Genomic DNA, 24,071 nt, shown 5'->3' with positions numbered 1-24,071 from the left:
AATGAATGTACTTCACAAGATGTGGTATTACATAAAAAGAAATGGATGGTGGCATATTATTGGTGGTATTTTGTTTAAAACAGGGGTGATATCTGAGAACAAATTACTTGTTCTACAAGCAAAGGATCAGTCTTTTTTTAAGTATTATCTTGATTTGAATAAAGATGGAATAAAACAAGAAAGTCTCATTCAGAATAGAGTGTTTTGGAGTGATCAACAATTAGATATAGAATCCCCCAAAACATTCAATGAGAAAATTATATACCTTGAGTTAAATGATGATAGTGATCTGAAATCGATTCTTTCAGATAAGGTATTAGTAAGAGATTGGGTGGCGGAAAGAGTAGGTAATCAGTATCTGATTCCGATTATTGGCGGGCCTTGGAAAAACGCTGAAGAAATTGACTTTTCATGTTTACCTTCCAGATTTGTTATTAAAGCAAATCACGGCAGTGGATTTGTAATAGTAGTAGAGGATAAGGATAGAGTAAATAAAAGTGATATTAAAAAAGTTGTAAATGCGTGGATGAAGTCCCTTTTTGGATGGAAAGGACCAGAACCCCACTATTTTAGCATTGATAGAAAAGTATTTGCCGAGGAATACATATCACAAGAAGGAGGAATCAAAGATTACAAAATACACTGTTTTAGTGGTAAGCCTACAATAATACAAGTTATTGGAGAAAGGAATATGATCACACATGAGGCTAAGGAGGCTTTTTTTGATGTTGATTGGAATCGAAATGATTGTATGTATCATACCTTCACACAGTATGAAAAAGCTCCTGAGAAGCCTGAGAAACTTGATGAAATGTTGGACATTGCCGCTAAGCTAAGTGAAGGATTCGATTATGTTCGTGTTGATTTATACCTTACATATGGAAATATAAAATTTGGCGAAATGACATTTACTCCAGCCGTGGGACGCGGCAACTGGATTAGTTACAAAAACAATAGATCTGTGGGAGATTTGATAGATATTTCTGGACAGTAAATGTCTATGTCTCATATTCTGGTGCCATTCCCAATCTTCCCTTCCCCGGTTTCCCTTGCCACACCCCACCTTTCATGCTACCCTCTAAATATCGCTTAGAGTTGGAGGAGAAACTATAATGTTTTGCGTTTATTGTGGAGGTTGGCTTCCGGATGCGGCTAAGTTTTGCAACCAGTGCGGAAAGGTTGTCAAGGCAGGAAGCGGAGCAGTGGGGACTGCAGGATCCGCTCAAGCAACTAGAACCACGCAAACTGCAGGTGCTGCGCAGACAGCGATGATGGCTAAGTCATCACTTACCAAAGTTGCAAATATGGCAGGCTATTATTGCTTTAAATGCGGATGTTACGTTGACAGGATCAGAGCAGCTCAGTATGGGGATCTGAACTGCAGATTCTGTGGGACATCTATTATAGGCCCCAATTATCTTTCTTATGCGGGAAATGCATTAACAAATTTTGGCTTTTTGGGTTCTTTGGTTGCTGCGGGAATCAGTGCTACTCGCTATGACAATCCGGAACGTTATGTTCATAACTATTACAATTCCAATTATTACAATCAGACTCGTTATCCATTTGAAGCAGTAGCCTGTGACAAAGGAAAGATGGGAGAATACCTTGTTGACGTTGCTTATCAGCAACTGTTGGCAGCACGCCCGGGCATTCAGACGAGAATTTATTACAATCTTCAGATACCTGAACGGGATGGACAGTCCTTCCAGGAAATCGATGCACTTATGATTTTTGGCGGGATAGTTTTTGTTATCGAGGCCAAAAACCGAAGCGGAAATTTCATGATGTCGCATATTTCAGATCACGACTGGGAGTTATATAGCTCTGATGGATCCGGAAACGTCGTGTATAATCCGCTCATGCAGAATAATGAGCACGTTTCAGCTCTGGATCATTACCTTAATGATAAAGCTGATCTTCAGATAAACCCATATTATTTCAACTATGTCGTTCTCGCAGGGGATGGTGATATAAACTGGAATATGGCAACTGATACAATTGACACACTAAGACTCGGCTCATATCAGATTTGTAAAAACTCAGCCTTGGCACAGAGCTTTATAGAGCAGGTTGATCAGCTCCTTAATGCAAAGGCCAGAGGCGAGTATGATAATAATGCCGATATGCTTGGCCCTCAGCACATGGCCAAGATTGAGAAAGCTCTTTTACCTCTTATCAATATGACCGAAGAGCAGAAGCTTATAAATATGAGGCACCGTGAGCAGGTTAAGTACAAAAAGTTCCCGTATTCCTTCTTCTATGCTGAGAGCTACGCAGAAAGAGGTTGTCTTATCAAGTCCAACGGCTTGCACATAATGGGACTTTTGCCGGGTGGCGCATACATGGTAAGTATGTATGATGTGCTTGAAATCAGAGGAAACAACCTCTGCTGGAGGGATCCTGAGTTTGGAAGAATACTGGTTCGCCTTGATGACCCTATAGATATCTGCGACGCCTATGAGTGCGTGAGACAGGGAAGACAGTACGTACTTCCTGAGAAATACAGGCAAAAGAGCTCCGGGCAAAATTCACAGGATCAAAATGCCAGAAGGAAAAGAAAGCCTGAACCTGAGCAGAATATGAGTGTAGAAGAGATGTTCTTTGCAGGATGCGATAATCTTGATACACTTAATGCCAGATACAGAAATCTCTGCAAGACTTTCCATCCGGATGGACAGAGCGGAGATTCAGATACTTTCAAAAAGATGCATGAAGCCTATGAACACATGAAATCAAAGCTTAGTGCGTAATGTAGCGGAGTAACTATGAAGAAAGACGATAAAACCAACGTAATGCGAGTCCTTGACTCGAAGAAAATAGAATATAAGAGCCACTCCTACGAGCCGGATGCAACAATGTCCGGTGAGGAGATTGCAGCAATTCTCGGAGAGGATGCGGAAAAGGTATTTAAGACTTTGGTGACGCAGGCAAAGAGCGGAGCATACTATGTTTTTGTTGTTCCGGTCAAGGCAGAGCTGGATCTTAAGAAAGCTGCTCAGGCAGCAGGCGAGAAGGCGATCGCCATGATCAAGCAAAAAGATCTTTTACCGCTTACAGGATACGTTCATGGCGGATGTTCTCCTGTTGGCATGAAGAAGCAATTTCCGACCTTTGTGCATGAAACAGCACAGGCGCTTGACCATATCTTTGTCAGTGCAGGGAAAGTCGGCTTTCAGGTAGAACTTACACCGGCAGATCTTCAGTCAGTGGTAGGCTATAAGTATGCCGATGTGGTTAAGGCTGACGCAGAATAAAGGACACAAAAACAGGTAATCAGGGGCTGGCGCATGTCGGCCCTTTTGTTAAATACAGGAGATTGTATGGACTACAACATCAATATCAACGGCATAGATGTACACGCAGGCTACAACGCGGACTCAATAGAGACCATCTTCAGGCCTCTGCTACTCAAACTGGCAAACATGCGTAAGACCAAGAACAAGACGCTTCTTGTTATGCTTGCTGCGCCACCCGGAGCAGGGAAGAGCACTCTGGTGAGCTTTCTTGAATATTTGGCAAAAGACATTATTCCGGAATTCAAGGTACAGGCCATCGGGATGGACGGATTCCATCGCAGGCAGGAATATCTGATAGAACACACAACAATCGTTGACGGGCAAGAGGTCAGGATGGTTGATGTAAAGGGCTGCCCTGAGACCTTTGATCTGGACAAGCTCAGAGAGAGCATAGAGGACGTCCTGGCAGGCAAAAGGAAAGCATGGCCAACCTATGACAGGCATCTTCATAATCCTGTAGAAGATGCCATAAAGCTTGATGCAGATATTCTACTCCTTGAAGGAAACTATCTACTTCTTGATGCTCCCGGCTGGGACGAATTATCAAGCATTGCAGACTACACAATCAAGATCGCCGCAGACCCTGAAATGCTTAGAACGCGCCTTATCGACCGCAAGGAAAAGAGTGGCAACAGCCGCAAAAAGGCTGAGCAATTCGTGGACTATAGCGATATGCGAAACGTAAGGCTCTGCCTGGACCACTCCAAGAAAGCTGATCTGGAGCTATTTCTGAAATCAGATAATAACTATGTGGAAAAGAAAATCTCCCAATAAAACCCTTTTTACAACAGCTATAACAGAGTAAAATAGAATAGCAAAACACATTAAAAACAACATAACGGAGGAAAATAAAATGACTATAGACAACAACTGCGGATACTGCGTAGGAGGAGAGCCTCTCGCAAAGTTCGGAATAAAGATCTGTGACCTTGGAGTGAGCCAGCTGATCCTGTTTAAGGAGCAGAGCCACCTTGGAAGATGCATCGTAGCTTACAAGGACCACGTAAGCGAGATCGTTGATATCTCAGATGAGGAGAGAAATGCTTTCTTTGCAGATGTTAACAGAGCAGCCAAAGCTATCCACAAGGCTTTCAATCCTGACAAGGTAAACTATGGCGCATACGGCGATACAGGCTGTCATCTTCACATGCACCTTGTACCTAAGTACAAGGATGGCTTTGAGTGGGGCGGTGTATTCGAGATGAACCCACAGCAGAAGTTCCTCACAGATGCTGAGTATGAGGAACTTATCCAGAAAATAAAGGACAATCTCTAAAGAACAATGAAGACTAAGTTATTTAGAAAAATAGTGGCATCAACCCTGCTCGCAACTCTTCTCGCCGGCTGCAGCCTATCTTCCGACAGCCTTACGCAGGAGGCCCAGGAAGCAGCTGAGAGCCTCGCAAGCCAGGTCATCGATGAGTCAAAAGACAAGATAGAAGAAGCCACCAAAGAAGCGGCGAAAGAGGCTGCCAAGCAGGTGACAGAAAATACAAAAGACTTGGCCCAGGACCTTGCGCAGCAAGCAAAAGAAAGCGCCAAAGAAGCTGCAAAGAAGGCCATCGAAGAAGCCGGCAATTACGATGCCAGCCAGGAGGACATATCATCTGCACTATCAAGCATGCAGACCGGTCTTCTGACATCAGCTGCAGACATCGCCCTCACACCACAGGACGATCAGGGCAAGAACTACACATTTACTTACGACAATAAAGAGTACACAGCAATCCATACCACGGATCACTGGAAGATCAAGGACTCTTACGACATCAACATCGAGGCTGACATGTATATCATATGTCAGGCCCTCATCGATCAGCATCAGATCCATGGAAAAGACATGGTGAGTTACCGCACGGCTGATGACATGGTATACGAGTGGGAAGTCCACAACCTGGCCTACGTCATGATTTCCGACGACGATCCGATGAAGCCTCACGCTCGTGATGTTGACTTTGATCCCCAGGACCAGGGCTGCAATTACGAGGAAATCTATTACAACCATACAGGGAAAGAGTTTGATCTGAGCCAGTTCCTTGGTGGCTGAGCAAGCAGAACAGGGCGAACGCAAGTGAGCCTGAACAATGACGCAGAACCCGGGAGATCCACATGACCTACACCGAAGTAGTACAGGCCAACTTCATATCCCGCCCGAATCGCTTCATCGCATACGTAGAGCTTGATGGCAAGAAGCTCGCCGTCCACGTCAAGAACACCGGAAGATGCAGGGAACTTCTGCTCCCCGGCAGCACTGTATATCTTGAGAAGGCTCAGAATCCCGAGCGCAAGACGCCTTACGACCTGGTGGCAGTCGAACATGATGGCAAGATCATAAACATCGACTCCCAGGCACCCAACAAGGTGGTAAAAGAGTATCTGGAGCGCCTTGGTGAGTACGACCTGGTAAAACCGGAGCACAAATACGGCGACTCTCGAATAGACTTTTACATGGAGAAAGGCCCCGATAAATACCTCATGGAAGTAAAGGGCTGTACGCTCTTTAGAAATGGGATAGGTCTTTTCCCCGATGCGCCGACTGAGCGCGGAGCAAGGCACCTCCGCGAACTCGCACAAGCACAGGAAGCAGGATATAAAGCAATCATCGCCTTTGTGATCCAGGGCGAGGGTATCGATCGCGTTGAGCCCAACACCGAGACAGACCCTGAATTTGCCAAGGCTTTTTACGAGGCACAAAGCGCAGGAGTTCAGGTTTTAAACCTTAAATGCAAAGTTACACCGGACACTTTAAACATAGTTTGACATCCGGAAGGAGATTTCTTATGAAGAACATAACACTTGGACGCACAGGCATAACCGTACCACAGAACGGCTTTGGAGCGCTTCCGATCCAGAGAATCCCGCTGGAAGATGCAGTCAGGATCCTCAGAAAGGCCTACAATGGCGGAATGAGATTCTTTGACACAGCAAGAGCCTACACCGACAGCGAGGAGAAGGTTGGTGCAGCGTTTGGCGACGGATATGTAAAGAGAGATGAGATCGTGATCGCCACCAAGACAGCAGCCAAGTCACCTGAAGAATTCTGGCAGCAGCTGGACATTTCATTAAATAACTTAAAGACCGATTACATCGACATCTACCAGTTCCACCTCATGGGACAGTGCTGGAAGCCCGGCGATGGCACAGGCATGTACGAGTGCATGCTAAGGGCCAAGGAGCAGGGCAAGATTCGTCACATCGGCGGAACAGCTCATAAGATCGGCATTGCAAAAGAGCTGATAGAATCCGGACTCTATGAGACCGTCCAATACCCCTTCAGTTACCTTGCAACTGACCATGAGGCTGACCTCATTAAGATGTGCAACGATAACAACGTGGGCTTCATCTGCATGAAAGGTCTCGCAGGCGGACTTATAACCAACTCAAAGGCAGCAATGGCCTACATCAGTCAGTTCGACGGAGCGGTTCCCATCTGGGGCATCCAGAAGGAAAAAGAGCTTGATGAGTGGCTCTCATATATGGACAACACCCCTGAGCTTGATGATGAGCTGAAGGCCTTCATCGAATCCGAGAGAAAAGACCTTATGGGAGACTTCTGCAGAGGCTGTGGCTACTGCATGCCATGTACCGTTGGCATCCAGATAAATCAGTGCAACCGTATGTCACTGATGCTTCGCCGAGCACCCAGTGAAAGCTGGCTTTCTGACCACTGGCAGGCAGAGATGAACAAGATTGAGGAGTGCATAGGCTGCGGAGCATGTCTTTCAAAGTGCCCGTACGAGCTTGAGATACCTACTCTTCTTAGAAAGAACCTTGAGGACTACCGTGAAGTCCTTGCAGGCAATCGCCGCGTAAACTAAGAATACAGGAGGGCCAACCTATGAAGACATACAAAGCTGAACCTTTCGGACTTGGAAAATATCTTTTGGGTGAGTCACCGTTCTATGATCCAAGAACAAAGTGCCGCTCCTTTGTAGACATTATCGCAGGCAAGCTCTACATAATAGAAGCCGGAGGCCTTATGAAACAAGCAGACTTTGGTCAGAAGATCGGAGCAGCTGTCCCTTCGGAGAAGGCCGGTTCTTATCTGGTTGCAGCTGCCGATGGACTCTATGTTTATGACGGAAAAAAGATTTCTCTGAACCGCAGTTTAAAAGACATCTATGAGACTTACCACCGCTCCAACGACGCCAAGGCTGACCCGGCAGGAAGACTCTGGTTTGGCTCAATGGCAGAGGGCGAGGGGATTGAACCCTCAGGTGATCTTTACAGAAATGAACACGGACGAGTTGCGCTTATGCAGCCTGATACCATCATTGCTAACGGAATGGCGTGGAGCGCCGACAGAACCAAATTCTACTTTGCTGATTCCGAGTACCATGCAGTCTTCGTATATGACTATGACTTAGAGACAGGAAATATTGCGAACCGCACGGAGCTGATCCACATTGAAGACGGAGTGCCGGACGGAATGTGCATCGACAGTGAGGATAACCTCTGGATCGCAGTCTGGGGCGGAAGGCGTATTGAAAAGAGAAGCTCAAAGACCGGCGAACTTCTTGCACTTGTAGAAGTTCCTGCAGAGCACGTATCTTCCTGCTGCTTCTTTGGAGATAACTTAGACGAACTCTTTATTACAACCAGTGGAAATGAACTCTCCGGAGACTATGACGGGTGCCTGTTTACCTGCAAGGTAGATGAGAAGGGCCTTGCTCCGGATTACGCAATGATCTGACGAAACGAGTAAACACATGATAGAAAACATTACACAGACACGTCCCACCAGAGCAGTTCTGGTGGGACTTAATACAGGAATAAGTTCATCCGATTTTGACAGGTCCATGGATGAGTTAAAAGAGCTTGTGAAAGCAATCGACATTGAGACGGCACTGACGGTTACTCAGTCCCTGCCATCTCCCGATCGCAGCACCTACATAGGAAGCGGTAAAGTAGAAGAAATTGCCGCTTCTCTTGATATGTTTGACATCGACCTTGTGGTTGTCGGAGGAGTTCTTTCTCCGATGCAGGCAAGAAACCTTGAAAAGGCGCTGGACACTGAGGTAATCGACAGGACAGGTCTTATACTTCAGATTTTTGCAAGAAGAGCCAAAACCCGTGAAGCCTGCCTTCAGGTTGAGTTTGCGCAGCTCCAGTACATGCTTCCGAGACTTGCACACATGAGAACATCTCTTTCCCGTCAGGGAGGCGGAAGCGGAAGATTGTCCAACAAGGGTTCCGGTGAGAAACAGCTTGAGCTGGACAGAAGACGCATCGAGCACCGCATGGCAGAGCTGAGGCGCGATCTTGAAGGAATCAAAAAAGAGCGCGACACCCAAAGGGGCAGAAGAATGCGCTCGGGTCTTCCGGAAGTTGCTCTTGTGGGCTATACCAACGCAGGCAAATCGACAATACTTAACGGACTCATTGACCTCTACGGCGTTTCAGGAACAGAAGACAAGCAGGTTTTTGAAAAAGACATGCTCTTTGCAACCCTGGATACATCCGTAAGAAAGATTGAACCGAAGGACCACAGACCGTTTCTTTTAACGGATACTGTAGGATTTATCAGCGAGCTTCCACATGACCTTGTTAAAGCATTTCGCTCAACCATCGAGGAGGCTAAGTTTGCAGACCTTCTTTTGGAAGTCATTGATTTCTCTGACCCTGAGTACAGGCACCACATGGAGGTCACCCAGCAGACACTTCAGGAGATAGGGGCAGGAGAAATTCCTGTTATCTATGTCTTTAACAAATCAGACATCCTTCAGGATGAGCAGATAGAAAGCGGAAGTCTTCCAATTGAGTTCCCTCGAACAGGAGCTGACAGGGTTTATATTTCAGCCAAGGACAAGGACAGTCTCGATGCGCTGATCGAGGTAATCGACAAAAAATTTGCCGAGGGCGAGACAGAAGTAGAGATGCTTCTTCCTTATAAGGAAGGCGCTATCCTTGGAGAGCTTAACAGCCGTGGCATAGTAAAATCCTCCGAATATCAGGAAGACGGCGTTCTTGTGAAAGCTCTTTTAACCGCAAAAGACATCTCGAAATACGAGAAATACTTGACGTGATTTGGAAAACCCCCACTTCGACATTGTAATCCAAGACGTAATATGGTAGATTTATGACGTTTGAAATTACAATAGTTTTGTTAGGAAGTGGGAGTTAAAAATGAATTTTAAGAATCATCCAAAGGTAAGAAAGGCACGCAGGGGGAAAATTGTATGCCTTATTGCGGGAGTAGTAATGCTGCTTGCAGCAATTGCATGCTTCTTTGTGAGGGAGAACATCAGGGTAGACAGGAGATTTGACAAGGTCGCTTTTGCCCAGGCTTACAACGATGAGATGCTCGATGAAGACATCTATGTTTATATAGATATAACAGAGGAGCCATATGGTATCGGAAGCTACGGAGAGGCGCGTCAGTTCTACTATGTAGCTGATGGTTACGATCTTTATATCATCGAGTGCAGCGAGAGTGAGTATAACGAGATAGCACAGCAGGTCAAAGAAAACGGCAGCTATGAGTGCATAGGTACTATCTCCAAGCTTGATGAGGAAGTTATTGATCTGGCAATCGAGGTATATAACGAAGACGAAGATGACCCTGAAGAGATCATAAACAGAGAAGATTTCGACTGGTACTTCCAGGATGTTGCGCTTTCTGTGCACGATATTACACATGCTGAGGGAATCCTTCTCTTTGCAACATTGATGCTTATAGTGTTCGGACTTATCACCTTGATCGCAGGTATCGTCGAGCTTTCAAGATTCAGTAGCGCATTCGGACGTATGTCAGAGATGGATCAGCAGCTTATCGCAGCTGAGCTTGACAGTCCTCAGACCGTTTATGTTAAGCAGGCGCATACATATCTTACACCAAGATTTATTGTAAGCCTTGGAAGCCGTTGCGCTGTTATTCCTTATGCAAATATTTTCTGGACTTACAAGTTTACACAGAGATACAATTTCATTCCGATCTATTCAAATATCCAGGTATTTACCAGCGATTTCAGAACTCTTGGCATTGCTGAGATGAGTCTTTTCACACCTAAGAAGAAACAGGCTGAGATGACGATCTTTAATGCTATCCAATACTACAATCCGCAGGTGCGCTTCGGATATACAGCAGAGAACAGCAACTATTTCAATGCGCTAAGATTTCAGCAGGCTAACAGCAATTACGCAAACAACAATGCCGGTTAAACTATCAACTTATCTGAAAAATACATATGGCGAGAAGATCTACAGACTCTCATTATCCTCAGGCTGCAGCTGCCCAAACAGGGACGGCCGTATAGGATATGGGGGCTGCAGTTTCTGCTCGGAGGGTGGCTCCGGTGAATTTGCACAGGGTCCGGGTTTTATCAGAGATCAGGACCATAGCTCATCACCGGAGTTTTTTGATATCGATGCTCAGATTGAAAGGGCCAAGGAGCTCATACACCAAAAGACGGACGCCCGGCATTTTATCGCGTACTTCCAGTCTTACACCAACACCTACGGCGATGTGAACCGGTTAAAAGAGCTCTACAAAAGGGCCATAAGCCGCGAGGATATAGTGGCGCTTTCTCTCGGAACAAGGCCGGATTGTCTGGGACCGGAAGTTATGGATATGTTAAAAGAGCTTTCGGCCATAAAACCTGTATGGATAGAGCTGGGACTTCAGACCATCCATGAGAAAACGGTAGCAAGGATCCGCAGGGGATATGAGCTGTCTGTTTTTGAGGATGCCTACAGGCGTCTGAAAGAGGCGGGAATAACGGTTATCGTTCACGTGATATTCGGGCTTCCCGGTGAGAGCAAAGAAGATATGCTTGATACGATCCGCTTTCTGGCAGGCCTTGAGCCTATCCTTGATGGCATCAAGATACAGAATCTCCAGATCCTTAAAGGGGCTGACATGTATGGGGAATACATGGATAGCATAGAAAGAGGAGATGGAGAGTTTCACATTATGTCCATGGAGGAGTATACTGATGTTGTGGCACAGGCAATAGCTCTTTTGCCGAAAGAGACTGTTGTGCACAGGATGACCGGTGACGGACCGAGGAAGCTTCTTGTGGAGCCACTGTGGAGCCTTGATAAAAAGCGGGTTCTGAACATGCTTACGGCCAAGACGAAAGGCCTTTTGACATAAAATCATTAGGGGTAGGGGGTTACGAAGTAAATGATTTTGGTATGCATTGTTATAGTCTTGATCATACTGTTTCTTGGCTTGTGTTGGTGGATGGCAGGCTACGTGATGACAGGACAGAGGCAGACTCTGGAGGAAGCCTTTGACTGGCAGAAGGATCACTACGACACCACATTTTACGATCCCTTGGAGAAGACAGAATATACTATCGATGGGCATGATGGCTACGTTCTTCATGCACTTTACTTAAAGAACCCTAAGCCTACTGACAAATACATGATCATTTCCCATGGCTATACGGACAATAGGAACGGCGACCTTAAGTACGTCAAGATGTACCTTGATTATGGCTTTAACTGCGTGCTCTACGACCTTCGCGGACACGGGAAGAATGCTCCTGCCTGCACTACATACGGTATTTATGAGGCAAAAGACCTGTGTAAGGTAATTGAGGATACCAGAAAGCGCTTTGCTGATATAGCTGTTCTTGGCATTCATGGTGAGTCTTTGGGATCTGCAACTTCCATTACAGCGCTGAAATATAAGCCTGAAATTGACTTTGTTGTGGCAGATTGCGGATTTTCTGATATTGAGAACGTGATCAGAGGTGCGTACGTAAGCATGAAACTGCCTGCGTGGCTTTTTAATATTGCAGACTTTGGTGCAAGAATGAGGTTTCATTTGTCATTAAAAGACATGAGACCTATCGATTCTCTTCCGGAAAATACAGTGCCTATTCTCTTTATCCACGGTGCTGAGGATGATTTCATTCTTCCAAAGAACTCAGAAGATATGAAGAAGGCAACTGCCGGATATGCAGAAATTTACATGATTCCCGGGGCGGGACATGCTGAATCCATCATCGCTTCGCCGGATGCTTACAGTGAGCATGTGGGGAATTTTCTTGAAAAAGTATTGCAGTCAATTATGAAAAAAGTCTAAAAAAATTATAAAACTTTGGTCGTTTTTTAGTTGACATAACGTATGCTATATTGGTACGATTCTCCTACTCGCAACTTTATTTGGTGGGGACCAGATAAAAATGAAATTTTGTTGAAGGGAGAGATATGTTATGAAACGCGCGACCAGGGGATTTTTGTCCTTTGCATCAGCATTTCTGATTGTGTTCTCTACATTCGGAAATGCTTTTTTAGTTGCAGAGGCCAGTGAGCCCACAGCTATTACAACGACTGTGACAGCTGAAACTGACGCTACAGAAATTGTCAGTGAAACAAAGACAGCTACAGTCGGCGCTTCAAAGGAAGAGACAGTTACCGGGGATGTAACTAAAGAGAGTAATGCTTCCGAGAAGACAGAGGAAATTAAGGAGGGGGTAAACATTGAAACTGTTGCACAGACAGATGCACAGGAGAGTGTTGACCTCACAGTTACTGCGTCTAAAGAGGACGGATATGTAACTTTGTCTTGTGGTGTAGAGGGTTCTACCATCTACTACTCATATAACGAAGACGGCAAGAACGGCTTTGTAAAATATGAAGATAAGATCAAACTTGATACTTCCAAGGACATCGTGATCTGGGCATACGCAAGCTATGACTCAGAGTCTATGGATGCCGTTGACGGAGAGAAGGTTAAGTTTGAGTACAAGGCTATTGAGGCAGTTGATGACAGCAAGTCTGTAATGAGAGCGCTTGCAGCTACAGCTGAGATCACAGGAACTAAAGCAAGCGAATTGAACGACGGCGACAAAGTTGCCATTGTTGTTAGTAACAGAGCGTTGACTAAGACTACTGCTTCAAACAATAAGCTTGATTCAGTTGAAGTTTCTGTATCTGATGATGTTGCAACTTTGAATAATGACGTTGCAGTATTTACAGTTGAGTCTTTGGCAAATTCTTATGTTGCATTTAAGAATGATGAAGGCAAATACCTTGCTACACCTTCTGCAACATCACAGGGACTTGTATTTGCAGATGAGCTGGGTTCTGCAGACACAGATTGTGGCAAGTGGTTTTTGGAAGATGCTTCAGGCCACTTTAACGTAAAGAGCAATACAGTTCTTACGTCTAATAACAAGAATCAGTATTTATCATGCAAGAATAATGTTTTTTCAGTTCTTACTAACAATGCAAATAATAAGAATTATTGCCTTGTAGATTTCTATGTTGTTGAGGAGTCAGCTTCTGTTTCAGTTGCTGCACCTACAGCATCTGTAGAAAGCGGATCAAAGGTTGAGTTCGGGGCTAAGGTAGAGCTTTCTTGCACAACAGAAGGCGCTAAGATCATGTATAGCCTTGATGGCAGAGAGTTCAAAAGCTATGAGAGTGCAGTTGAAATTACTAAGAACGTGACTCTTTCTGCATATGCTGAACTTGATGGAACACAGAGTGATAGAGCTGAGTTTAAGTATGAGCTCGTAGCAGGATCTAAGATCACTGATGTAACAAAGCTTGAAGCAGACCAGGATTTTGTTCTCGTATTTAATAACGAGACTGCTCTTACAGGAACAGCAAGCGATAGTAAACTTGCCGGTGCTGATGTTAAGGTTAATGATGACAAGCATCTTACATATACAGATGAAAATGCTTCATTTGTAGGACTCAATCTCGAAAAGGCTGAGACAGAAGGACAGTATTACATCACTTCTGAGTTCCCTGTAATAGAGAATGGCAATCTTACAACTGAAACAGAAATCAAGTATCTCACATCAGGACCTACAGGAAGTAGCCTTACATTTGAGACTGAGAAGAATGAATATAGTCTTTGGACATTTGAGTCTAAGGAAACAGGTGAGTTTTATTTAAAGAATGTAAATGCTCTTTATAATAATACAAAGCCTCAGTATTTGGAGTATTACAGTGGCTTTACCACATATAGCTTTAATACGAGCAAAGAGAATATCTATACCTTTGCAGCATACACAATGCCTGAGCTTGAAGAAGCTGAGACTCCCGTAGAAGAGAAGCTTGGAGTTAAGGTTACTGATCTTAGCAAGCTCTACAATGGCGCAGAGTTCTCACTTGTATACAATAAAGAGAAAACTCTTTCATCTGAGGCATCAGGTAAGAAACTTGCCGGCGCTGATGCAACATTTGGCGCAGACGAGAAGCTTGTCTATTCAGATAACTATGCAACATTAAAACTTGAGAAATCTGATGTTGAGGATCAGTACTACATTGTTTCCGGTTCTAAGTTCCTCACATGTCCGGCTACAGGAAACGGACTTTCATTCGTAGATACAAAAGATGATTACAGTCTTTGGACAATTGAGGATCAGGGAGAAGGAGCATTTTATCTCAAGAATGTAAATGCGGCTTATAATAACAGCTCCCAGTATGTTGAGTTCTACAGCGGCTTTACAACATATGGATTCAACGAGAGCAAAAAGAATATATACACATTTACAGCTTATGCATTCACAGATGCAGAAGAACCTGTAAACACAGTAGCTAAGCTTCTTACAAGAGAACTGTATGATGGTGATGAGGTAGTTGTTTACTATCCTGCAGGCAAGAAGCTCATGACTTCTGAGGCTACCACAAATGGAAAACTTAAGGATGTCGCAGCTACACCGGCAGAAGATGGAACACTTGAGACAAAAGACTTAAATGCTGCTGTTTTAACTGTTGCACTTGATGATAACGGATACTATTACTTCACAACTGCTGATGGTAAGTATCTTACAGGTACAGTTGAAGAGAAGGAAGTAGACGGCAAAAAGAAGACATATGCAAATCTTATACTTGCAGATGAAAAAACAGATAACAGCCTTTGGATTGAAGAGGCTGCCAGCGAAGCCGGAAAGTATTACTTAAAGAATGCGTTTGCCAAGAGTGGTTCATATATTGAAGCCCTTGAGTATTATAGCGGATTTTCACTGTATGGATTCAAAGAGGACAAAGCTTTTGAGTTCAGCTTCTATGCTCTTAAAGAAGGTGAGAAGGTCGTAAGCTTTGAGTACGATAAGGATACATCACTTACAGTGGCTCAGTGGGCAGGTAATGCTCATTATGATGAAACTGATAATTCAGATAAGTATATCAATGGTGACCTTTATGCTACCAACGATATGCTTGATACTAACGCTAAGTTCACAGCAGTAGTAAACGGAAGCATTTCCAAGCCATGGACATCAGCAAAGAGTACTACAACCGGTTCAACAAACTACTACATGGGTTCAACCGGAGTAGCAACTGAGTCTGACTACATGGAGTTTTCATTCCCTTCAGCCGGCTATGGCAACATGAGCCTGGCGTTCAGAATGAGAGCATCCAATACCGGAGCCGGAGCATTCCAGCTTCAGTACTCAACTGACGGAGAGAATTTCAGTAATTTAAAGAAGGGTACTTACTCATATAAGTACACAGCATATAAGAAGACAGATAAGGTAGATGAAGAGGGAAAGGCTATTTCTGAACCTTTCGAAGTAAGCGGATCAGGTGATATCACAGACGGAATTGCTAAGACATCTCTTGCACCAACTTACTACGTAACATTTACTTTTGAGATTCCTAACGCAGCAGCAAACGCTGAGAATCTTCAGATCAGACTTGTACCTACAGGCGGACTTAGCGCCAAGGGTGACAAAGCTCCTGCAAGTGGCGGCGTTATCCGTGTTGACAGCGTTAAGGTAACAGGTAACCCTGTAGTGGATTCTTCCGTAACAGCTTATGTTAAGGCAGATCCTGCATCTGGAGAGGTTCCTGTAGGACAGGAGATTACTCTTTCATCAGATACTGAGGGAGCAGAGATTTACTACTCAGTAAACGGCGAAGAGTTTGCTAAGTATGACGACGAGAATAAGGTAGTACTTAGTGAGCTTCCTGCAACAATCAGAGCTTATGCAACAAAGGAAGGCCTTACAAAGAGTATTACAGTAAATTATCAGTATACTCAGGCACAAGTAGCAACAGTTAAGGCTTCTCCAAACGGCGGCGCAGTATTTGAAGGCCAGTTCGTTTCATTCAAGACTGCTACAGAAGGCGCACATATTCTTTACAGATTCAAGACTGCTCAAGAGATTGCAGATGATGAAAAGAGTGAAGAAGCTGATAAGACCGATGACGCAGCAGGAACAGATAAGACAACTACAGAGACAACAGAAACAACAGAGGCTACAACAGGAGCAACAGAGGCAACAACAGAAACTACTACAGAGGTAGTTGAGGAAGAGCAACATGATGACTGGATTGAGTACTCTGGATCCATCAAGCTTGAGAATCTTCCTTGCGAGATGCAGGTAAAGGCTGTACTGGAAGGCTATAAGGAAAGCCCGGTAACAAATCTTAAGTTTACTAAGAGACAAAATGCTAAGTACAACATCTACTTTGGTCAGATCCATGCACATACCAGTATTTCAGACGGCGCCGGATCACTTGATGATGCACTTAAGCATGCATCAAACGTAGATAACCTTGATTACATCGTTATCACTGACCACAGTAACTCAATTGATAATGAGTCCGGTTCTAAGATTACCGAGAATGTTGATACTTCTGAAAATGATGAGTGGACATATGCTCACAACCTTGTTAAGCAGTACACAACAGATGATTTTACAGCTGCTTATGGTTATGAGATGACCTGGAGTAACGGTCTTGGACATATCAACACCTACAACACTCCCGGATTCCAGAGTCGTACACAGACAGCGTATTCTACATACTCAACAGCACTTGAGAATTACTATGCAGCACTCAGAACTGTTCCTGATTCAATCAGCCAGTTCAACCACCCCGGAACAACCTTTGGTGATTTCCAGGATTTCTCTTACTACACAGAAGAGAACGATGCTCTTATCACAATGATCGAGGTTGGTAACGGTGAAGGAACAATCGGATCTTCCGGTTACTTCCCATCATACGAGTACTACACACGTGCTCTTGATAAGGGATGGCATGTAGCTCCTACAAACAACCAGGATAACCACAAGGGTAAGTGGGGAGATGCAAATACAGCACGTACTGTAATGCTTGCTGATACAAATGATGAGACAGCTATCTATGATGCGATGAGAAATTACCGTATCTATGCTACAGAGGATAACGATCTTTCCATCTATTACACACTTGAAGGTAATATCATGGGAACAATCCTTGAAAAGGATGCTGTTGGTGAATACCTTAACATCAAGGCAGATATCGTTGACCCTACAGATTCTTCTATCGGTAAGGTTGAAGTTATCGTAAACGGTGGTCAGTCCATCGCTCATCAGACAGTAGCTGAAAGTGAAGCAACAGTTGAATTTAATGTTCCTTCTGCTTACTCATACTACTATCTGAAGATCACAGAGAATGACGGTGATATCGCTGTAACAGCTCCTGTATGGGTTGGTAATGTTGAGGCTTGTGGTATTAACCGTACATACACAAGTAAGGTTCTTGCAGTAGCAGGAGAATCTCTTGATGTTAACGTAGAGCTTTACAACAACGAAGAAAAAGATCTTGTGATCGACAGCATTGAGATTCAACTCAGTGATGTTGATGCCAAAAAGACAGACGTTGTAAATGTTACCGGAGAGGAAGCAGGCATCACAGCCGTTGCTCCTAATGGTACAGCTACATACAAGACAGATTTTGTATATGATACTCCCGGACAGGTAACCTATGAGGTTACAGTAAATGCAACACTTAACGGTGTTCCTAAGAAATATACAGATAAGCTTACATTAAGCTATGTAGTACCTGAGATGGTTACAGATGTTCTCATCGACGGCACACACTATAATGACTATGTGACCGGCTACTATGGCGGAAACATGTCATCCTTCATCAAGATCTGTGCTCAGAAGAACATCAGAGCTCAGGTAGTAACAAGCAAGATCACACCTGAGATGCTGAAAGCATGCTCACTTCTTGTTCTTGCAGCACCTGCCAAGAAGACAGGAACAGCCGGCGCAGGAGACTACACTGTTTCACACTACGAAGATGACTTCCTTGCAATGGTTAAGGATTATGTAGCAGGCGGCGGATCAGTTATCGTATGTGGTCTTGCGGATTATTCAGACACAACAGACGGCCAGACTGTTACAGAGCAGAACAAGCTTCTCGAAGCTATCGGAGCAACAATCCGCATGGGCTCAGATGAGGTTTGCGATGATACAAACAACGGTGGTCAGGTATACAGAATGTATCCTACTACCTACAACGTAGACGAGGCAGCAGGATTGTTCGCAGGCCTTCGTGATGGTCAGAAGTACAGCCAGTACTCAGGCTGCTCAGTAGATATTTCAAATGCTACAGAGACAGATTTTGTAGATGCAGCTAAATGGATTGTAAAGGGATTTGACACAACTTACTCAGTTGACTGTAAGGATGCTTCAGGTAACTCTCAGGGAGGAGCACTTCCTAACGGCGTAAAGGGTATCAAGAACGATAACGAAGGAAACGTAACTTTCCTCGCAACCCAGCACACCAAGGCAGGCGGAGATATTTACGTAGCCGGCGGAGTATTCATTTCAGACTTTGAAGTAAGTGCAGAGATTGATAATGCAGATTCTCTTCCTTACACTAACTACACAATCATCAACAACATCCTTGATGGTGTAACTGTAGAGCTTCCTACATCAACAATTGCACAGGCTCGTGCAGGTCAGATGAACGAAGTATTCGCAGTTGAAGGTTATGTAACCAGTGGAACATCAAACCCTGATACAACGTTCTTTGATACAATCTACATCCAGGATGAGACAGCAGGTATTGATATCTTCCCTTATGCTACAGCAGGTCTTGAGATTGGTACCAAGGTACGTATCACAGGTTTTGTTGCCCAGTACCAGGGAGATATGGAGCTCAAGGTTATTTCTTCCAAGATCCTTGATGATGAGCCTTACGTATGGGAGCCTAAGGTAGTTGATACCAAGACAGCTATGGATTATGCAGCTCTTGGTGGATCACTCCTTAAGACAACCGGTAAGGTTACAAGAGTAGCAGTCGGAGCAGACGGCAACATCGAAGAGTTCTGGCTTGCAGATGATACAGGAGTAGAGGCAGCAATCTTCATCGATGGTTATATCAAGTCAGGTACAACAGGAGATGAGGGTAAGGCAGCACTTAACGACTTTGTAAAGGTTGGCGCTGAAGTTTCAGCAGCAGGTGTCCTTTACATGCATCCTGAAGGAGACTCAGATGTTTCAGTTCCTGTATTCAGAGTTCGTAACTGTGACGACATTGAGCTTGTAAAAGCAGCTCCTGAAACTGAATCAGGATCAGGCAGCGAGTCAGGTTCAGGAAGCGGATCAGGATCAGGCAGCAGCTCAGGTTCAGAGAGTGGCTCAGGATCAGGTTCCTCAGACAACGGTGGAAACAGTGGTTCAGGTTCATCTAACCAGACACCTGTTCAGAGAGTTCTTGGAGCTATTAAGCAGGCTGTTGAATCAGTAGTTAACACTGTTGCAGAAAGAGTCAACAACTTTGTTGGCAGAATCTTCGGAAGAAGTAACAAGAACAATACTACAGAGACTACAACAGGCACATCTGAAGGCGAAGTAGTCGGAAGTGTTACCGGAGATAATGATCAGCAGGCAGCAGTAGAGACACCCGAGCAGAACACAGATGACCAGCAGGCTATAGTAGAGACAGGTGACGACAAAACTGCTACAATTGTTGAGGAGGCAACCCCTACAACAGATAAGCCTGAATCAAAGGCTAAAAAGGCAGCCAAGGCTGCAGCAGCAACAGTAGTTGTTGCTTCAGGACTTGGACTTGCTGCAATCGGACTCAGAAGGTTGTTATTACTGTTACATGTTATTAAATAATTTGGATAAAAAAAGAACAATTAAAAATATCTTCGTGATAATAGCTTTTTCATTGGTACTTATTCTTGCGCTTGTCCTTGCTAACAAGGACAAGCCGGAATATACCACGACAAGGGAAACCGGAGTTGAGTATGAAAATGCCAAGGTCCTGGCCGTTACTGAGGATAACTCAGTGATCGACCGGGACAACGAAGATGTCCTAAGAGGGAGCACTGAGCTAAAGGTAGAGATACTCACCGGTAGGTACAAAGGCGATATCTGCTTTGTTACCAACTATTTCAGTGCTCTTTATAATGTTGATGTAAAGGCCGGAGATACCGTATGTGTCCGCATAGATACAACAGGAGATGGCATTTACAATTGCAGCATTTATAACTACAACAGGGTACCTTTGGTAATTGCCCTTGTAGTCATCTTTTTCCTGAGTCTTGCCATAATAGGCGGGCTTCAGGGAATTAAGGCATTTGCAGGTCTTGTTTACACAGTCCTTTGCATCTTTGGTATTCTGCTTCCTCTGACTCTTAAAGGTGTAGAGCCAATACCGCTCACCTGTGCGATCATCTTTTTCACCAGTGTGGTATGCTTCTACCTTATCGGAGGAATCAGCAGGAAGACCATAGCAGCGGCTCTGGGGTGCTTTTCGGGAGTCCTTATCGCAGCACTGCTTGCGCAGGTGGCAGCGAATATTGGCGGAATCTCTACCTTCCAGATGGATGAGGCGGAAGCACTGCTCCTTCTTAAGAGCACGACTGCCATTAAGCTTAGAGGTCTTTTCACCAGCGGAATACTGATAGCGGCCATGGGCGCAGTAATGGATATCGCGATGTCTATTGCGTCAGCTCTCGAGGAGGTTCATAATATTAATCCTGAGAGGGATGCAAAAGAGCTGTTCAAATCCGGCATGAATATCGGCCGGGATGCCATGGGAACCATGGCTAACACGCTGGTTTTGGCATACGTGGGAAGTGCACTGAATATGTGCGTACTTATCTATTCCTACGGAGTTGGCCTAAGGCAGCTTCTTAATACGGATTTTGTGGCAATTGAGATCATCAGAGCAATTGCCGGAAGCGTGGGAATCATTTGTGCTGTTCCCTGCGTTTCAATCATCGCAGCCCTCCTATACACTCGTAAGAAATAAGGATAGGTGGAGCTTAAGTTGAAATCATCAAATAGAACAAGTTTATGGACATATATGCCGGTGGTAGTACTCTCTGCAGTTTTTTGCTGTGTTCTGTGGGGAAGTGCTTCACCGGCTATTAAAATTGCATATGAACTTTTCAGGATAGACGCATCTGACACGCCGTCGCGCCTCATGCTCTCGGGAGCAAGATTTGTGCTGGCAGGAGTCATGGCCATAATCTTCGGATCTCTCATAAGCAGGGAGGCTCTTATTCCGAAAAAGACATCCTGGAAGTATATAATCATTCTCTCCCTGTTCCAGACCATCGGCCAGTACTACTTTTTCTTCATGTCCCTGGCCAATACATCGGGAGTCAGAGGATCCATCATCAACGCCTCGGGCAATTTCCTGGCACCTCTTATTGCCATGTTCATACTTCGCTTAGAAGCCCCTGCAGCCAAGAAACTGATAGGCTGTGCTGTGGGATTTGCAGGGATAATCCTGTTCTTTGGAGGAATATCATCCCTGACAGAGGGCGGAATAACCTTTGCCGGAGAGGGCGCTATGCTTTGCGCAGCCCTGTTTTATGCAATCTCCGGGTGCTGTATCAAGATATTTTCCAAGTATGAAAATCCTGTAATCCTCAGCGGCTATCAGTTCTTTATTGGTGGCCTGGTACTGTTCTTTGTGGGACTTATCATGGGCGGAAGTCTTGTGTTCTACAGCGCAGGATGTTATCTTAATCTGATATACATGGGATTTATCTCAGCCGGTGCATACACGCTATGGGGAATACTTCTTAAGTACAACCCCGTCAGCCGCGTATCGGTGCTTGGCTTTATCAATCCAATAATGGGAGTTCTTCTGTCAGCTCTTTTCCTGGGAGAGGGAAATGAAGCGTTCTCGGCAGGAAGCATACTCTCGCTGTTACTCGTATCGCTGGGAATATTCCTGGTCAACTATAAGTTTGAGAAGAAATCATGACAACATTTGAAACCGGAAACAGAGAAGAAGCAATTAGATATAAATTCACATTGAAGGAATGCTTTTTTGGCGATGCTGCCTTCTACAGAAGAGTAGCAATGGTCGTGGTTCCCATGATCATTCAGAACACCTTAAGTAACATTGTGGGACTACTCGATAACGTAATGGTAGGGCGCCTTGGACCACTGCAGATTCCGTCTGTGGCTGTGGTCAATCAGCTCCTTTTTGTCTTTTACCTGTGCATCTGGGGATCGCTTGCCGGCGCAGGTATCTTTAGCACGCAGTTTTTCGGCAAAGGAGATATGGACGGTGTTCGCTATGCCATCAGGTTCAAGCTCCTTACAGCCATTACGATATTTACTGTTGCCATCGCAATCCTGTACTTTAACGGACCGGCTCTGATCCTTGATTATATAGCAAAAGACACTACGGATGCAGCCAGGGCTGAGACCCTTGGGTACGCACTTTCGTATCTCCACATAATGCTGATAGGCCTTGTGCCTTTTTCTCTTACGCAGGTTTACGCCAGCGCCATGAGAGAGTCGGGAAAGACAACGCTGCCTATGGTGGCCAGTATGGTAGCCATGGTTGTGAACTTCCTGTGCAATATTGTTTTGATCTTTGGTTATCTGGGATTTCCAAGACTTGAAGTAAGAGGTGCTGCTGTAGCAACAGTAATTTCAAGATTTGTAGAATTTGCCATTGTTGTGATAGGCGCCCACAGAAGGGGCACGTCTTATACCTTCTTTAAGGGGCTCTACAACGGCTTTAAGATTCCGATAAGTCTCATATGGCCTATCCTGTCCAGGACTTTGCCACTGTTTTTGAATGAGTTTTTATGGTCCTTTGCTCAGGCAAGACTTCTTCAGGCATATTCGGTAAGAGGCCTTGCGGTTGTATCTGCCATGACCATCAGCAGTACAATATCTCAGATATTCAACGAGGTCTTTTTGTCGATTGGAAACTCTACGGGAATCATAGTAGGACAGGAGCTTGGAGCTGACAGGCTGGTTTCAGCCAGAAGAAGTGCCTGGAGAATGGCGGCTCTTAGTTTTATGAGCACTATTGTTATGGGGTCGCTCCTTGCGCTTGCTGCGCCTTTTATTCCTCAGGTGTATAACACCACGCCCGAGACAAAAGCGCTGGCAACCAGATTTATCCTGGTTTTGGCATGCTGTATGCCGATTCATTCCTATGCAAACGTTTCTTACTTCACGCTGAGGTCAGGTGGCAAGACGCTGATCACATTTATCTTTGACAGCTGCTTTGCATGGCTTGTTTCAGTACCGGCATCCTTTATTCTCAGTAGATATACAAATCTCCCGGCAATTTACATATTCATCATCGTAAACAGCCTGGAGATCATTAAGTGCATTATTGGATTCTGCCTGGTAAAGAGTGGTATCTGGGTGAGAAACATAGTAAAAGAAGATTAGGGCATTACGTACTTTGACATGATCTCCGTAAGCTCTTTTACCTCTTCTTCGGAGAGATTGTCCTTGGCGTATTCCATAAGCCCGTTTGTATCTCCACTGTTTACATAGGACTGGACCTCGGATACGGAGTCGATGCTTACGTTGTTTGCGATGATCTCTGTAACTGTATCCTTGTCCTCTTCTGACATTGATTCGTAGATTTCTTTTGTCTTACCTGTTGAGTTCTCTGCGTAGGTATCAAGTGCCTCGCTGACAATCGCCTTGGTTATGGGATTGGCTGTGCTGGTCTTGGTGGTAGTGGCCTGTTCCTGTGTGCTCTTTACATCCTTCATGATTGAATTCCTGCCCACGAGGAAGATCACTCCGATTAGGAGAACTACAAAAAGTGTTATTCCAAAAGCCTTAGCTGCTTTCATTGTTT

The 24,071-nt window shown here is 44.7% G+C and carries 18 protein-coding genes; 17 read left to right on the top strand and 1 reads right to left on the bottom strand.

Annotated features, from left to right (window positions below; all coding sequences use genetic code 11):
• Window position 1: 1 nt before the first annotated feature.
• The 17 genes from G589_RS18835 (at window position 2) to G589_RS0103795 (ending at window position 23,650) form a co-directional block, all read left to right on the top strand.
• A complete protein-coding gene (locus tag G589_RS18835; protein ID WP_051192170.1) occupies window positions 2-994 on the top strand; it encodes an ATP-grasp fold amidoligase family protein in 993 nt (330 codons plus the stop codon).
• Between the two features lie 118 nt (window positions 995-1,112).
• A complete protein-coding gene (locus tag G589_RS0103870; protein WP_026521179.1) occupies window positions 1,113-2,753 on the top strand; it encodes an NERD domain-containing protein in 1,641 nt (546 codons plus the stop codon).
• A gap of 15 nt (window positions 2,754-2,768) precedes the next feature.
• Window positions 2,769-3,257, top strand: a complete 489-nt coding sequence (gene ybaK, locus G589_RS0103865) for a Cys-tRNA(Pro) deacylase (protein ID WP_026521178.1) — start codon at window positions 2,769-2,771, stop codon at window positions 3,255-3,257.
• 66 nt (window positions 3,258-3,323) lie between these two features.
• Window positions 3,324-4,073: a nucleoside/nucleotide kinase family protein gene (locus tag G589_RS0103860; protein WP_026521177.1), complete on the top strand. Its 750-nt coding sequence runs from the start codon at window positions 3,324-3,326 to the stop codon at window positions 4,071-4,073.
• 79 nt (window positions 4,074-4,152) lie between these two features.
• Window positions 4,153-4,575: an HIT family protein gene (locus tag G589_RS0103855; RefSeq protein ID WP_026521176.1), complete on the top strand. Its 423-nt coding sequence runs from the start codon at window positions 4,153-4,155 to the stop codon at window positions 4,573-4,575.
• Between the two features lie 6 nt (window positions 4,576-4,581).
• A complete protein-coding gene (locus tag G589_RS0103850) occupies window positions 4,582-5,346 on the top strand; it encodes a hypothetical protein (RefSeq protein WP_026521175.1) in 765 nt (254 codons plus the stop codon).
• Window positions 5,347-5,408: 62 nt separating this feature from the next.
• Window positions 5,409-6,059 (top strand): DNA/RNA nuclease SfsA, encoded by a 651-nt coding sequence (gene sfsA / locus G589_RS0103845; protein ID WP_026521174.1) that lies wholly within the window; start codon window positions 5,409-5,411, stop codon window positions 6,057-6,059.
• A 20-nt stretch (window positions 6,060-6,079) separates the two neighbouring features.
• Entirely contained in the window at window positions 6,080-7,117 is a 1,038-nt protein-coding gene (locus G589_RS0103840) for an aldo/keto reductase (protein WP_026521173.1), read from the top strand.
• 20 nt (window positions 7,118-7,137) lie between these two features.
• Window positions 7,138-7,992 carry an SMP-30/gluconolactonase/LRE family protein gene (locus tag G589_RS18830; RefSeq protein ID WP_051192169.1) on the top strand — a complete coding sequence of 285 codons (855 nt, stop codon included), beginning with the start codon at window positions 7,138-7,140 and terminating at the stop codon, window positions 7,990-7,992.
• A gap of 16 nt (window positions 7,993-8,008) precedes the next feature.
• Window positions 8,009-9,325 (top strand): GTPase HflX, encoded by a 1,317-nt coding sequence (hflX, locus tag G589_RS0103830; RefSeq protein WP_035775281.1) that lies wholly within the window; start codon window positions 8,009-8,011, stop codon window positions 9,323-9,325.
• Between the two features lie 100 nt (window positions 9,326-9,425).
• Complete coding sequence (locus G589_RS0103825) at window positions 9,426-10,460, top strand: hypothetical protein (protein WP_026521171.1); 1,035 nt, start codon at window positions 9,426-9,428, stop codon at window positions 10,458-10,460.
• Window positions 10,450-11,394, top strand: coding sequence for a TIGR01212 family radical SAM protein (locus tag G589_RS0103820; protein ID WP_026521170.1), 945 nt, complete (start codon window positions 10,450-10,452; stop codon window positions 11,392-11,394). Before G589_RS0103825 ends, G589_RS0103820 begins: the two co-directional genes overlap by 11 nt.
• Window positions 11,395-11,424: 30 nt before the next feature.
• The gene (locus tag G589_RS18825; protein ID WP_051192168.1) at window positions 11,425-12,333 is read left to right on the top strand and encodes an alpha/beta hydrolase; all 909 of its coding nucleotides are present in this window, start codon (window positions 11,425-11,427) and stop codon (window positions 12,331-12,333) included.
• A 130-nt stretch (window positions 12,334-12,463) separates the two neighbouring features.
• Window positions 12,464-20,107 (top strand): CehA/McbA family metallohydrolase, encoded by a 7,644-nt coding sequence (locus G589_RS20920; RefSeq protein ID WP_051192167.1) that lies wholly within the window; start codon window positions 12,464-12,466, stop codon window positions 20,105-20,107.
• 52 nt (window positions 20,108-20,159) lie between these two features.
• Window positions 20,160-21,248, top strand: coding sequence for a YibE/F family protein (locus G589_RS18815; RefSeq protein ID WP_242826410.1), 1,089 nt, complete (start codon window positions 20,160-20,162; stop codon window positions 21,246-21,248).
• 18 nt (window positions 21,249-21,266) lie between these two features.
• Entirely contained in the window at window positions 21,267-22,214 is a 948-nt protein-coding gene (locus G589_RS0103800) for a DMT family transporter (protein WP_035775277.1), read from the top strand.
• Window positions 22,211-23,650, top strand: coding sequence for an MATE family efflux transporter (locus tag G589_RS0103795; RefSeq protein ID WP_051192165.1), 1,440 nt, complete (start codon window positions 22,211-22,213; stop codon window positions 23,648-23,650). The genes G589_RS0103800 and G589_RS0103795 overlap by 4 nt, the downstream gene beginning before the upstream one ends.
• On the opposite strand, the gene G589_RS0103790 is transcribed toward G589_RS0103795, so the two are convergent.
• Window positions 23,647-24,066, bottom strand: coding sequence for a hypothetical protein (locus G589_RS0103790; RefSeq protein ID WP_026521167.1), 420 nt, complete (start codon window positions 24,064-24,066; stop codon window positions 23,647-23,649). The genes G589_RS0103795 and G589_RS0103790 overlap by 4 nt on opposite strands.
• Window positions 24,067-24,071: the final 5 nt, after the last annotated feature.

The organism is Butyrivibrio sp. VCB2001, assembly GCF_000423965.1.
GTDB lineage: Bacteria > Bacillota > Clostridia > Lachnospirales > Lachnospiraceae > Butyrivibrio.
Note: the sequence above shows the minus strand (reverse complement) of the source record. Positions and strands in the feature narration are given on the sequence as shown.